The organism is Streptomyces cyaneofuscatus (genome assembly GCF_033109485.1).
GTDB classification, from domain to species: Bacteria; Actinomycetota; Actinomycetes; order Streptomycetales; family Streptomycetaceae; genus Streptomyces; species Streptomyces cyaneofuscatus.
In genome coordinates, this window is the sequence record NZ_CP137002.1 from 6298025 (window position 1) to 6311729 (window position 13705).

10 protein-coding genes and 1 pseudogene are annotated in these 13705 nt (G+C 71.4%); 4 read left to right on the forward strand and 7 right to left on the reverse strand.

Features of this window, described 5'->3' with window-relative positions:
• The first annotated feature begins 236 nt into the window (after positions 1-236).
• A complete protein-coding gene (locus R2B67_RS27710) occupies positions 237-3410 on the forward strand; it encodes an efflux RND transporter permease subunit (protein ID WP_317821872.1) in 3174 nt (1057 codons plus the stop codon).
• Between the two features lie 61 nt (positions 3411-3471).
• Here R2B67_RS27710 and R2B67_RS27715 read toward each other — a convergent pair whose 3' ends face one another.
• Together R2B67_RS27715 and R2B67_RS27720 are read right to left on the reverse strand one after the other, a co-directional pair.
• Positions 3472-3666 (reverse strand): DUF397 domain-containing protein, encoded by a 195-nt coding sequence (locus tag R2B67_RS27715; RefSeq protein ID WP_317821874.1) that lies wholly within the window; start codon positions 3664-3666, stop codon positions 3472-3474.
• A gap of 32 nt (positions 3667-3698) precedes the next feature.
• Positions 3699-4392: pseudogene (locus R2B67_RS27720) on the reverse strand (helix-turn-helix domain-containing protein).
• A gap of 65 nt (positions 4393-4457) precedes the next feature.
• On the opposite strand from R2B67_RS27720, the gene R2B67_RS27725 reads away from it, so the two are divergent.
• Positions 4458-4799, forward strand: coding sequence for a hypothetical protein (locus tag R2B67_RS27725; protein ID WP_398869153.1), 342 nt, complete (start codon positions 4458-4460; stop codon positions 4797-4799).
• 13 nt (positions 4800-4812) lie between these two features.
• On the opposite strand, the gene R2B67_RS27730 is transcribed toward R2B67_RS27725, so the two are convergent.
• Together R2B67_RS27730 and nadA are read right to left on the reverse strand one after the other, a co-directional pair.
• Complete coding sequence (locus R2B67_RS27730) at positions 4813-7230, reverse strand: ATP-binding protein (RefSeq protein ID WP_317821876.1); 2418 nt, start codon at positions 7228-7230, stop codon at positions 4813-4815.
• Between the two features lie 221 nt (positions 7231-7451).
• A complete protein-coding gene (nadA, locus tag R2B67_RS27735; RefSeq protein ID WP_030564260.1) occupies positions 7452-8630 on the reverse strand; it encodes a quinolinate synthase NadA in 1179 nt (392 codons plus the stop codon).
• Between the two features lie 252 nt (positions 8631-8882).
• Between nadA and R2B67_RS27740 the strand changes: the two genes are divergently transcribed.
• The gene (locus tag R2B67_RS27740) at positions 8883-9239 is read left to right on the forward strand and encodes a HesB/IscA family protein (RefSeq protein ID WP_003969624.1); all 357 of its coding nucleotides are present in this window, start codon (positions 8883-8885) and stop codon (positions 9237-9239) included.
• A gap of 76 nt (positions 9240-9315) precedes the next feature.
• On the opposite strand, the gene R2B67_RS27745 is transcribed toward R2B67_RS27740, so the two are convergent.
• On the reverse strand, positions 9316-10752 hold the full coding sequence (locus tag R2B67_RS27745; protein ID WP_317821880.1) for a hypothetical protein: 1437 nt from the start codon (positions 10750-10752) through the stop codon (positions 9316-9318).
• Between the two features lie 215 nt (positions 10753-10967).
• On the reverse strand, positions 10968-11174 hold the full coding sequence (locus R2B67_RS27750) for a hypothetical protein (protein WP_109977391.1): 207 nt from the start codon (positions 11172-11174) through the stop codon (positions 10968-10970).
• A 156-nt stretch (positions 11175-11330) separates the two neighbouring features.
• On the opposite strand from R2B67_RS27750, the gene R2B67_RS27755 reads away from it, so the two are divergent.
• Positions 11331-12305 carry a carbohydrate kinase family protein gene (locus R2B67_RS27755; protein ID WP_018511931.1) on the forward strand — a complete coding sequence of 325 codons (975 nt, stop codon included), beginning with the start codon at positions 11331-11333 and terminating at the stop codon, positions 12303-12305.
• A gap of 9 nt (positions 12306-12314) precedes the next feature.
• Here the strand turns inward: R2B67_RS27755 and R2B67_RS27760 are convergent, their stop codons facing one another.
• Complete coding sequence (locus R2B67_RS27760; RefSeq protein WP_317821882.1) at positions 12315-13697, reverse strand: cysteine desulfurase/sulfurtransferase TusA family protein; 1383 nt, start codon at positions 13695-13697, stop codon at positions 12315-12317.
• Positions 13698-13705: the final 8 nt, after the last annotated feature.

Below are 13705 nucleotides of genomic sequence, written 5' to 3' on the forward strand. Positions count from 1 at the left end.
GGTGGAGAGACGGCGTACTCCACCTGCGGTATGCGCGGCATAAGAAAGCAGCCCGGGGACCGACGTCCGGGCGATCCGGGTCGGAGATCGTATAAGCGGGCGGGCTTGTCCCCCCGAGCGGACCCCGGAACGCACCGGAACGCAGGAACGCACCGGAACGCACCGGGACCTCAGACCTTGGGTCCCCGCTCTCTCCCGCCCCTCCGTCTCGTACGCCACAGAAGAGAGACCCACCCATGTCCTGGCTGTCCAGATTCAGCCTCGCGCAGCGGGCCCTGATCGGGCTGATCTCGATCGTCGCGCTCGTCTTCGGCGCGATCGCGATACCGCAGCTCAAGCAACAGCTGCTGCCCACCATCGAACTCCCGATGGTGTCGGTGCTGGCCCCCTACCAGGGTGCGTCTCCCGATGTGGTGGAGAAGCAGGTCGTCGAGCCGCTGGAGAACTCCCTCAAGGCCGTCGACGGCGTCGAGGGCATCACCTCCACCGCCAGCGAGGGCAACGCCCTCATCATGGCGACCTTCGACTTCGGCGACGAGGGTACGAAGCAGCTCGTCGCCGACATCCAGCAGGCGGTGAACCGGGCCCGCGCCCAGCTGCCCCCGACGGTCGACCCGCAGGTCATCGCCGGTTCCACGGACGACATCCCGACCGTGGTCCTCGCCGTCACCTCCGACAAGGACCAGCAGGCGCTCGCCGACCAGCTGGACCGCACGGTCGTCCCCGCCCTCCAGGACATCGAGGGCGTCGGCCAGGTCACGGTGGACGGGGTGCAGGAGCTCCAGGTCTCCGTCGTCCCCGACGACAAGAAGCTCGCCGCGGCCGGCCTGAACGCGGGCGCGCTCGCCCAGGCGCTCCAGGCGGGCGGCGCCACGCTGCCGGCCGGCTCCTTCTCCGAGGCCGGCAAGAACCGCACGATCCAGGTCGGCGGCGGCTACACCTCGCTGAAGCAGATCGAGGACCTCCAGATCGCTCCCCAGCCGCAGGCGGGTGGCGGCGACGGCGGCGACGGCGGCGGCCAGGCCAAGCCGGTCGTCCGGCTCGGTGACGTCGCCGAGGTGAAGCAGGAGCCGTCCACCGCGGTCTCCATCACCCGGACGAACGGCAAGCCGAGCCTCGCCGTGATGGCCACGATGGACAAGGACGGCAGCGCCGTCGCCATCTCCGACGCCGTCAAGGACAAGCTCCCCGACCTCCGTAAGGACCTCGGAGCGGGCGCCGAGCTGACCGTCGTCTCCGACCAGGGCCCGGCCGTCTCCAAGTCGATCTCCGGCCTCACCACCGAGGGCGCGCTCGGCCTGGTCTTCGCGGTCCTGGTGATCCTGGTCTTCCTCGCCTCGATCCGCTCGACGCTGGTCACGGCTGTCTCCATCCCGCTCTCGGTCGTCCTCGCGCTGATCGTGCTGTGGACCCGCGACCTGTCGCTGAACATGCTGACGCTCGGCGCGCTGACCATCGCGATCGGCCGGGTCGTCGACGACTCGATCGTGGTCCTGGAGAACATCAAGCGGCACCTCGGCTACGGCGAGGAGCGCCACGCGGCGATCATCACCGCGGTCAAGGAGGTGGCCGGAGCGGTCACCTCCGCGACGCTCACCACCGTCGCCGTGTTCCTGCCCATCGGTCTGGTCGGCGGCATGGTCGGCCAGCTTTTCGGCTCGTTCTCGCTGACCGTCACCGCCGCGCTGCTGGCCTCGCTGCTGGTCTCGCTGACGGTGGTCCCGGTCCTCTCCTACTGGTTCCTGCGCGCCCCCAAGGGCACCCCCGAGGACGCGGCGGAGGCCCGCCGCCTGGCCGAGGAGAAGGAGGCGGCGAGCAAGCTCCAGCGCCTGTACGTTCCGGTCCTGCGCTTTGCGACCCGCCGCCGGATCACCAGCCTGGTCATCGCGGTCGCGGTACTCATCGCCACATTCGGCATGCTCCCGCTCCTCAAGACCAACTTCTTCGACGCGGGCGAGCAGGAAGTCCTCACCGTCAAGCAGGAGCTGGCCCCCGGCACCAGCCTCCAGGCCGCCGACGAGGCTGCCCGCAAGGTCGAGAAGGTCCTCACCGAGGACAAGGGCGTCAAGGACTACCAGGTCACCGTCGGCTCCTCCGGCTTCATGGCGGCCTTCGGCGGCGGTACGGGCTCCAACCAGGCGTCGTACCAGGTCACGCTGAAGGACGCGGCCGACTACGTGGACGCCCAGGACCGTATCGACGCGGCCCTCGGCAAGCTCGACGGCATCGGCGACACCACCATCGCGGCGGGCGACGGCTTCGGCTCCCAGGACCTCAGCGTCGTGGTCAAGGCGTCCGACGCCGAGGTCCTGAAGAAGGCGGCCGAGGCGGTCCGTACGGAGGTCGCCACGATCAAGGACGTCACCGACGTCCAGAGCGACCTGGCGCAGAGCGTCCCGCGCATCTCCGTCACGGCCAACGAGAAGGCGGCGGCAGCCGGTTTCGACTCCACCACCCTGGGCGGGATCGTCGCCGGAGCCGTACGCGGCACCCCGGCCGGCAGCGCGACGCTGGACGACACCGAGCGCGACATCGTCATCAGGTCGGCCCGCCCGACGGCCACCATGGCCGAACTGAAGGCCCTCCCGCTCGGCCCGGTCAAGCTCGGCGACATCGCCACGGTCGAACTGGTCCCCGGCCCGGTCTCGATGACCCGCATCGACGGCCAGCGCGCGGCGACGATCACCGCCAAGCCGGTCGGCGACAACACGGGCGCGGTCAGCACGACGCTCGCCTCCAAGATCGACGCACTGGACCTCCCCGAGGGCGCCACCGCCACCATCGGCGGCGTCACCGAGGACCAGAACGAGGCGTTCGCCCAGCTCGGCCTCGCCATGCTGGCAGCCATCGCGATCGTCTTCATGCTGCTGGTGGCCACGTTCCGCTCGCTCGTCCAGCCGCTGATCCTGCTGGTCTCGGTCCCGTTCGCGGCGACCGGCGCCATCGGCCTCCTGCTCATCACGGGCACCCCGCTGGGCGTCCCCGCTATGATCGGCATGCTGATGCTCATCGGCATCGTGGTCACCAACGCGATCGTGCTGATCGACCTGATCAACCAGTACCGCTCACGCGGCCTCGGCATCGTGGAGGCAGTCATCGAGGGCGGCCGCCACCGCTTCCGCCCGATCATCATGACGGCCCTGGCCACCATCTTCGCCCTGCTCCCGATGGCGCTCGGCGTCACCGGCGAGGGCGGCTTCATCTCGCAGCCGCTGGGCGTCGTGGTGATCGGCGGCCTGATCAGCTCCACGGTCCTGACCCTGGTGCTGGTCCCGACGCTGTACGCGATGGTCGAACTCCGCAAGGAACGCCGAGCCAAGAAGAAGGCCGCGAAGCGCGCGGCCAAGGCAGGCGTCCCGGCACAGCCGGAGCCGGAGGAGGCGAAGGAGGCCGAGCCCGCGAAGGCCTGACGGCAAGGGAAGGGGCCCGCCCCACGCACGCGCGTGGGACGGGCCCCTTCGGCTTCCCGGCCTACTTCACCGAGGAGACGAACGCGCTCCAGGCGGCGGCCCGGAGGACGAGTGCGGGTCCGGTGGGGTTCTTGCTGTCGCGTACGGGGACGAGCCCGGGGAAGTCGTCGCTGACCTGGACGCATTCGCCGCCGTTGGAGTTGCTGTAGCTGCTGCTGCGCCAGTGGGCGGTGCTCAGCTCGGGGGAGTGGTTCATGGTCGTTAGCCCTTCATCGCGGTACGAATCCGTTAGGCCGACTCGTCCAGCGTGAGGGAGTTGGCGCGCAGCACCTCGTACTGCCGCCTCCACCTCTTCACCGCAGCCGGGTCCTCGTAGAGATGACCAGCTTCGATGCCCTCCTCGTACGCCACCGAAACGCCATCCGGCAGGGTCAGCAGAGTCAGCGCGCCACCCAGCAGCGAGTGAGATCCCGCACCGAACGGCATGACCTGAACCTTACTGCTCGGCGTGTCCACCTGCTCCAGCAGAGAAGCCAGTTGCTCGCGCATGCAGTCCCGGCTTCCCATCGGCCGTAGCAGCACGCTCTCGTCGATGATGGCCCAGCGGAACGGCGGCTGTTCCGACCGCAGGCGCCCCTGCCGTGACATCCGCGCGGTGATAGCGCTTGTACTGGTCGGGATGGATCTCGCGGCGGGCCAACTCGTACAGCCCGTGGAAGTGCTGGTCCGTCCCGAAGGCGATGTCCAGCCGGGCCGGGATGTCCGGCGGCGGCATCAGCTCCGCCGTCTCGATGCGGCCCAGCGTGCTCTTGCTGGAGTTCACGATGCCCGCGAGCTGGTTGAGGGAGAGGCCCGCCTGCTCGCGGTGGCGGCGTTGCTGCGAGCCGAAGTAGTGGCGGGCGGAGAGGTACGGGGTGAGGGGCTGGGGCTTGAACGTTACGGTGCGTGCCTTTCGTGTGTCCCGTTCCCAAGGCCGGGACAGCGGCGCCCTGTTGGGGCGATGTTCCCCAGGGCGACGATTGCGGCACACACCGTAACCGTCCTCTCGTGCGGTGCACCAGAGGGCCTTCTCCGGAGGTAGCGACCGAGATGATGTTCGACGGCAAGGGCCGGGCCATGCGACTGCTCCCGTGGACCAACGACTTCGGGGCGCCGTGCTGGCTCAGCACGGCGAACCCCGACAGCCGCATCTCCCGGATGGCAGACGAACTGGAGGCCGCCATGATCGCCTCGGCCGAGGAAGTGCTGGCCGAGGCACGGGAGTTGCTGGCGGAGTCCGCCGTGGGGGAGCAGGAGCTGCGCTTCACCGGCACCCGGCTCGCCGAGTCGCTGGGGGACACCCTGCGGATCGCGGCGAGCCGGGGCGGGCGGCTGGAGAGTGAGGGCTGAGTGCTGAGCGGGGTCAGGCGTCCCCGCCGAGGGCCCGGATGATCCGGCGCAGTGCCTCACCGTGCCGCTCGGGGTGCCGGACGCCGACGGCGAGGGTCTCCTTCAGCAGGCGGATACGGGTCTCCTCGTCGGACTTGTGCCGGAGCGCGGCCAGGTCGTCGGGGTCGAAGCCCTCGCTCTCGCCCGAGAGCACCAGGGCCACCTGGGCGTGGGTGAGGGAGGAGAGGCGGTCGCCGAAGACCTGGCCCTCGATGCCTCCGCCGTGCATCAGCGCGGTGCCGTCGCCGGCCTCCAACGACCGGTCCACATAAGCCTGGAGGGCTTCCCGGTCCGCCACCAGGCGGTACGCCGCGTCCAGGCCCTCCGCGCGGCCGATGTCGAGCACGGCGACGTGGGCCAGCGGGGTGTCCTGCGGCGGCGTCACGGTCAGGAGGCGCGGGTGCTCCTCCAGGTAGGCGCGGGACTCCGCCCAGTCCGCGCACTCCAGCCACTCCGCCAGCTGCTCCGACAGGATCAGCGGATCGTAGGCGGCGGTCACCCCGTGCACGAGTACGGCGTCGCGGAGCACGGCGTGCCGTTGCGCGCCGTGCGGGTCCAGCACCGCCAGCTCGTCCAGGGCCGTCCCCGCCGCCTGGCCGCTCAGCGCCTCCGCGTTCTCGGACCAGAAGTCCCGCGACCGGGGCCAGTTGGGCGCGAACATCCAGGCGCTGACCAGCTCCAGGGTCTCCGGCCGCAGCGCGAGCCACTCCGGTACGGGCGTGAACGTCTCCTCCTCCCACGCCGTGCGCACCGCCGCCGTGTCACCGTACGAACGCAGCGCCTGCCGGGCCCGTACGATCACGGTGTCCGCGCTCACGCCGCCCTCCGCCTCGCGGTCCAGCCACGCCACCAGCTCGGTCAGCCCGTTCCCGGGCCACGGTTCGGGGCAGCGCAGCAGGAAGATGTCCCGCTCCACGCCCAGGCGTCGGGCGGTCGCCGGGTCGGTGTCCTCGAACTCCTTGACGGTCTCCTCGAACTCGTTGATCGCCGCCAGATGCTCGCCGGTCCGCGCGAGCGCCCGGGTCAGGTCGTCCAGCGCCGAGACCAGGGCGGTGACCGAGGCGGCAGCGGCGCCCGGCTGCTCCAGCGCCAGGGCCCGGTGGAGCGCCACCGCCTCCCAGAACGCCTCCACCGCCCCCTCGGTGTCGCCGTTCAGCTCCACATACGTACCGAGCACCTGGAGGGAGTCGGCCAGCTCCGGCAGGAAGGCGTCCCCCAGCTCCCGCAACAGGTCGACCGCCTCCCGCACCGGCGGCAGCGCACCCACCGGGTCCCCGGTGGAGGCCAGGCACCGGGCCAGGGTGAGCAGGGCGGCGGCGAGGCCGGGCCGGGACGCCTCAAGGTCCTGTGCGGCCGGCTCGCGGTGCAGGGCCACGGCCTCCTCCGCCGCCCGCCGGCCCTCCACCGGGTCGCCCGCCCTGCTGAGGTGACCGGCGAGGCCGTCGAGCGCCGTGGCCAGCTCCGGGCGGCAGGCGTCCGGCCGGTGAGCGGAGAGTTCGCGGAGGAGGCCGCACGCCTCCTGGGCCGCCTCGATCGCCCCGGACACGTCGCTCACCGCCGCCCGGTGGCCGCCCAGCGCGTGCAGGGCGGCGGCCAGCCGGGGCCGGAACGCCTCCGGGTCCTCGGCGGCGAGGCTCCGGAGATGGCCGACCGCCTCCTCGGCCCGGGGCACCGCCTCCACCGGCTCCCCGGCGGCCGCCAGATGCCGGGCGTAGTTCAGCAGGTACTCCACGAGCGCCGGCACGGACGCGTCCGGCTGCTCCTCCTCCACCAGCTCCCGCTGGAGCCGTACGGCCTGCTTCCCGAACGGCACGGGGGTCGTCCGGTCCCCGGTGTCGGCGATCCGGTCGCCCAAGGCGTTCATGGCCTCGGCCAGCTCCGCCTGGTAGCGGTCCGGGCGCTTCATGCCCAGCTCGGCGTACAGCTTCGCGGCCTCCTTCGCCGGGGGCAGGGCGGCGGTGTGGTCCCCGGTGGCGGAGATCCGGTTCGAGAGCTGGTGCAGGGCCCCGGCCAGCGTGGGTACGAAGCCGTCCTCGGGGTTCTCGGAGAGCGCCCGGTAGATCTCGACCGCCTCCCGGGCCGGAGCCACCGCCCCTTCCCGGTCCCCGGCCTCGGCCCGGAGCGAGGAGAGGGCGCCGAGCGCTGCCGCCAGCCCGGGCCGGCCGGCGGCGGGATCACCCTCGGCCGCGGCACGCCGGTTCCGTACCTCCTCCTCGGCCTGGGGGAGGCCGACGGGGTCAGGTGTCTCCGTCTGCGCACGGTCGTCCAGACCGGTCGTCTCCGTGCGCGCAAGCGCACCCGGGCCGCCCCGACCGGCAGCTACCGCCTGCCCCGCACCCCCCGCCCCCCGCGCCTCGTCGCCCGCACCCGTCCCACGGTCCTCGTAACTCATGCCCGCCCCACCGTCCTCGCCGTTCCATCCGGTCAGTCCCGCGCGCGCCGACGGCCCACTGCGGTGAGTAGCAGCGTAGTTACGGGGAGGAGGGGGCGGGGTTCGTATGGAGAAGATTCAGCCTGCCCGCGAGTGCGCGAAAAGCCCCGCTCGGCAGCGAAAAGCCCGGGTATGCCGCACCTGCGGCATACCCGGGCTTTTCCCGGCGGACGGGGCCGCTGCTACGGCAGCGCCAGCATCCGCTCCAGCGCCAGCTTCGCGTACTTCTCCGTCTCCGGGTCGACCTCGATCCGGTTCACCAGCTTGCCGTCGGCCAACGACTCCAGGGTCCAGACCAGGTGCGGCAGGTCGATCCGGTTCATCGTCGAGCAGAAGCAGACCGTCTTGTCGAGGAAGACGATCTCCTTGTCCTCCGAGGCGAAACGGTTCGCCAGGCGGCGGACCAGGTTCAGCTCCGTGCCGATGGCCCACTTCGAGCCGCGCGGAGCCGCCTCCAGGGCCTTGATGATGTACTCCGTCGACCCGACGTAGTCCGCCGCCGCCACGACCTCGTGCTTGCACTCCGGGTGCACCAGCACGTTGACCCCGGGCATCCGGGCACGGACGTCCTCGACCGACTCGACCGAGAAGCGGCCGTGGACCGAGCAGTGGCCGCGCCACAGGATCATCTTCGCGTTCCGCAGCTGCTCGGCGGTGAGGCCGCCGTTCGGCTTGTGCGGGTTGTACAAAACGCAGTCGTCCAGGCTCATCCCCATGTCCCGCACCGCCGTGTTGCGGCCCAGGTGCTGGTCGGGGAGGAAGAGGATCTTCTCGCCCTGCTCGAAGGCCCACTCCAGGGCCCGTTTCGCGTTGGACGACGTACAGATCGTGCCGCCGTGCTTGCCGGTGAAGGCCTTGATGTCGGCGGAGGAGTTCATGTACGAGACGGGCACCACCTGGTCGGCGACCCCGGCCTCCGTCAGCACGTCCCAGCACTCGGCGACCTGCTCGGCGGTGGCCATGTCGGCCATCGAGCAGCCGGCGGCCAGGTCCGGCAGCACGACCGCCTGGGCGTCCGTGGTCAGGATGTCCGCGGACTCGGCCATGAAGTGCACACCGCAGAACACGATGTACTCCGCCTCCGGGCGCGCGGCCGCGTCCCGGGCGAGCTTGAACGAGTCGCCGGTGACGTCCGCGAACTGGATGACCTCGTCGCGCTGGTAGTGGTGGCCGAGGACGAAGACCCGGTCCCCGAGCTTCTCCTTGGCTGCCCGGGCGCGGGCGACCAGGTCCGGGTCGGAGGGGGAGGGGAGGTCGCCGGGGCACTCGACGCCTCGCTCGCTCCTCGGGTCGGCCTCGCGGCCGAGCAGCAGGAGCGCGAGGGGTGTCGGCTGTACGTCCAGGGGCTGGGCCGTGGTCACGTCACGCACCCTTTCTTCTATGCGTTCTGCTCTGCGGCTTCGGCGAACGCGCCTTTTCGTCTATTTGACGTTATCTATCATAGCTCCTTCGTGTCACTTTGACGATGCCGATAGCGTCGATGTGACGCATCCCCCGGGCGACCGGGTGTGCGAGCATGAAAAGGAACAGACAAGCGCTTGGCCCGGAATGAATCCGCGGCGCAGGCGGTTGAACCGTCGGCAAGCAGTCCGTACAACCCGGGAGAGAAGCAGATGTCCGTATCGGACGAGACCACCACCGTGAGCGACGGCATCCTCCTGTCCGACGCCGCCGCAGCCAAGGTCAAGGGCCTGCTGGAGCAGGAGGGCCGCGAGGACCTGGCGCTGCGCGTCGCCGTCCAGCCCGGCGGTTGCTCGGGCCTGCGCTATCAGCTCTTCTTCGACGAGCGTTCGCTCGACGGCGATGTCGTCAAGGACTTCGACGGCGTCAAGGTCGTCACCGACCGCATGAGCGCCCCGTACCTGGGCGGCGCCTCCATCGACTTCGTCGATACCATCGAGAAGCAGGGCTTCACGATCGACAACCCGAACGCCACCGGCTCCTGCGCCTGCGGCGACTCGTTCAGCTAACCGCTGAGCGGACACAGACGTACGAGGGCGGCCCCGGGAATCACTCCCGGGGCCGCCCTCGTACGTCCTCAGACTCTCAGCTGCGCGGCACCGTCGCCCCGCTCTCCGCGTCGATCACCGTCCGGTCGCCCAGCGGCTTCTCCAGCGTCACCGTCCGCTTCAGCTCCTTGGCGATCATGATGCAGGCGCCCTTCTTCTGCTTCTCCTCCGTGATGGTGACCCGCACCTGGCCCGCGCTCTCCTCGGCGCTCGCCGTGTAGGTGGAGCAGACGCCGCCCCAGAAGGTCACCTCAAGGGTCCGCCCGTCGGCCGCGTACGAGGTCGCCTTCCGGTCACCCGAGGGCGTCGGGGCCGTGGGCTTCTCGACGAACTCCGGCGCCACCGCGATCTGCGTGACCGTGCTCTCCGGCCCGCCCGTCCCCTGGCGGACGTGGAACAGCCAAGACGGTACGAGGGTCTGCCGGCCGTCCACGTACTGGAGGGCCAGGCCGAACTCCGCGTCCTCGACCGTCTGCGTCACCGGCGCCCGCTTGCCGTTCGCCGGCACGCACTGCGGGTCCGACGGCTTCGGCTCACCCTCCAGCGGTACGGGAGTGGCGCAGCCGCCGATGTCCCGGCTCGCGTCCCCCTTGGCCTTGCCCGCCTCGTTGAGCTGCTTCAGAGCGTCCTCGGCGCCGACCACCGGGTACGTGTCGCCCTTCTCCAGCGCCTTCAGCTGCCCGCTGCCCCCGACCACCTTGCCGTCCGGGCCGACCTGCACCCCGGTCGACCAGCCGTACGTGGGCAGCCCGTCCACCTTCGGGTCCGCGTTCACCACGCGTACGTCGCCCATGAGCTGGCCCGCCGTGAGCGCCGCGTCGTCCTGGCCGACGGCCTTGAGGACCGGCACCGCGGCGGCCTTCGCCGCCTTCTCGCTCACCGGCTGCCCGTCCGCCTCCGGCGGGCTCTGGTTCGCGCACATCTCGCCCGGGTCGCAGGGCTTCGTCGGCATGGTGCGGGCGAACGTCCAGGTGCCCGGGGCCTGCTTGGTGACCTTCAGGAGCGCACCGGGCCCGTCCTCGTCACCGACCACCCAGGACGCGTCCACGGTCCGCGGGGTCCCCGGAATGCCGAGCACCTCCGCCAGCCGGGCCACCTCCGCCGAGGCGACCGTGCCCGTGGCCCGGTGGACCGCCGCCTCGTCCGGGCCGTCCGGGAGCTGGCCCGCCGCCCGGTAGACCACGGGCGGACCGTTCGGGTCCGGTTCACCCGGGGCGATGCCCGGGGGAGGCGTGCTCGGGTCGCCGGGGGTGGCCGGGTCCGCCTCGGCGACGGAGTCCAGGGCCAGCACGGGGGCCTTGTCACGGGAGGCGGAGCCGCTGTCCGCCGCGCTGCCATCGCCGGAGGCGGTGGAGGCCCAGTAGGCCGCGCCGCCCCCGGCCAGCAGCACCGCTGCCGCCACCGAGGCCACCGCGAGCGGCGTACGCCGCCGCCGGGGGCCGGTCACGTCGTTGTCGGGTCGCTCGGTGCTCACCGGATCGCTCCTTCGACTGCGTTGCCGTCGCGTTCACTACCGCGTGCCCCCGGACGGGGACACCGGTGGGACGGAGCGGAGGAGGATGTGGTTCCCGTACGGCGGTGAACCGGGCACGGATTCCGTACAGTTCCGGCCGAAAACATGGCACTTCCGGCCGAGAAACGCGCCGAAGTGCTGTGCTCAGCCGCCGAAGTGCTCAGCCGTCGAAGTCCTCAGTCCCCGTAGTCGGACATCGCGTCGATCAGCCGCGCCGACGCGGGCGGCACCGTCACCCCGTGGATCAGGGACGGCTTCACCGGCACGGTGACGGCCTTCTTGGGCGCGGCCCAGTGCGGAGCCATGCGTGCGCAGTCCCCGCGCAGCTCGGCCAGGCTCACTTCGGTCTCTCGGGACTCTCGCGATGCGGTGTGGTTCGACATATCCGCACCGTAACCACGGTCACGCTCAGGTAGAAAGCCCTACTATCGGGTAGTTTTCCCTTTTCCCGACCGGAGAGCTCACCCGGTAGCGTGAACTGTCACGCCGTCCCGGAGGGCGCACCTCGGCCCTTCGCCTTCCGCAGGAGAAGCCTCCCCGTGCGTATTGCAGTCACCGGCTCCATCGCCACCGATCACCTCATGACCTTCCCCGGCCGCTTCGCCGACCAGCTGGTCGCGGATCAGCTGCACACGGTCTCCCTCTCCTTCCTGGTCGACAACCTCGATGTGCGCCGGGGCGGTGTCGCCGCCAACATCTGCTTCGGCATGGGCCTGCTCGGCACCAAGCCGATCCTCGTGGGCGCCGCGGGCTCCGACTTCGACGAGTACCGCGCCTGGCTCGACCGGCACGGCGTCGAGACCGGGTCGGTCCGGATCTCCGAGGTCCTGCACACCGCCCGCTTCGTCTGCACCACCGACTCCGACCACAACCAGATCGGCTCCTTCTACACGGGCGCGATGAGCGAGGCCCGCCTCATCGAGCTGAAGAGCGTCGCGGACCGCGTGGGCGGCCTCGACCTGGTCTCGATCGGCGCGGACGACCCGGAGGCGATGCTCCGCCACACGGAGGAGTGCCGCTCCCGGAACATCCCGTTCGCCGCGGACTTCTCGCAGCAGATCGCCCGGATGAACGGCGACGAGATCCGCATCCTGCTGGACGGCGCCACCTACCTCTTCGCCAACGAGTACGAGAAGGGGCTCATCGAGTCCAAGACCGGCTGGAGCGACGAGGAGATCCTCTCCAAGGTCGGCCACCGCGTCACCACGCTCGGCTCGCGCGGTGTGCGGATCGAGAAGGCCGGCGAGCCGGTCATCGAGGTCGGCTGCCCCGAGGAGGACACCAAGGCCGACCCGACCGGCGTCGGCGACGCCTTCCGGGCCGGGTTCCTCTCCGGTCTCGCCTGGGGCGTCGGCCTGGAGCGCGCCGCCCAGGTCGGCTGCATGCTCGCCACGCTGGTCATCGAGACGGTCGGCACCCAGGAGTACACCCTGCGCCGGACCAACTTCATGGACCGCTTCACCAAGGCGTACGGCCACGAGGCCGCCGCCGAGGTCCAGCAGCACCTGAAGTAGACGCAGCCCTCAGGAGAGCCGGCGGACCACATAGGCCGAACCCCGGTCCGCCGGCTCCTCGCCCACGTACTCCTGCTCCCGCATCTCGCACCAGGCGGGGATGTCCAGCCGCGCCGCCTCGTCGTCGGCGAGCACCGTCACCATGGCGCCCACCGGTACCTCCCCGATCACCTTTGCGAGCTCGATCACCGGGATCGGGCAGCGCCGGCCGAGCGCGTCCACCACCAGGGAGGCGACGGGGGAGGAGGACGGGGGCGAGGCGACCGGCGCGCCGAGCCGCTCCCGTACCTCCGCGACCACCCCGGGCAGCACCTCCAGGAACCGGTCCACATCCGCCTCCGCCGTGCCCACCGGCAGCGACACCCGGACGTTCCCCTCCGACAGCACGCCCATCGCCTTGAGCACATGGCTCGGCTCCAGCGTGCTGCTGGTGCAGGACGAACCGGACGATACGGAGAAACCGTGCCGGTCCAGCTCGTGCAGCAGGGTCTCCCCGTCGACATAGAGACAGGAGAAGGTGACCAGATGCGGCAGCCGCCGCTCCGGATCGCCCACCACCTCCACATCGCCCACCCGCTCGGCCACCACCGACCGGATCCGGTCCACCAGCGCCCGCAGCCGCACCGCCTCGCCCGCCGCCTCGTCCCGTACCGCACGGAGCGAGGCCGCCGCCGCCACGATCGCCGGCAGGTTCTCGAACCCCGGCGCCCGGCCCGACTCCCGCTCCCCGGCCGGGCCTTGCGGCGCGAACCGCACCCCCTTGCGTACCGCCAGCAGCCCCACCCCGGCCGGCCCGCCCCACTTGTGCGCGCTCCCCGTCAGCAGCGACCAGCCACCCGCCACCGGCCCCCACCCCAGCGACTGGGCGGCGTCCACCAGCAGCGGCACCCCCGCCTCGGCGCAGAGCGCGGCCACCTCCGCCACCGGCTGCTCGGTCCCCACCTCGTGGTTGGCCGACTGGAGGCAGGCCAGCGCGGTGTCGGGGCGCAGCGCTCCGGCGTACGCCGCCGGGTCCACGGCCCCCGACCGCCCCACCGGCACCTCGGTGGACGAGCCGCCCGCCGCCTCGTGCGCCGCCGCCGTATGGAGTACGGAGGAGTGCTCGACGGCGGAGAGGGCCAGATGGCGGCCGACACGCCGACGCCCCGAAAGAGCTCCGGCAATTCCCGCGTGCACCGCGGTCGTCCCCGAAGAGGTGAAGACCAGCTCGTCCGGACGGCAGCCGACGGCTTCCGCGGCGGCCTCCCGGGCGGCGTCCAGCAGCAGCCGGGCGCGGCGCCCCTCCCGGTACAGGCGGGCGGGATCGGCCCAGCCCTCGTCGAGCGCGGCAAGCAGCGCCCGGCGTGCGACGGGGTGCAGGGGGGCGGCGGAGGCGGCGTCGAAGTAGGGCACACCGCCAC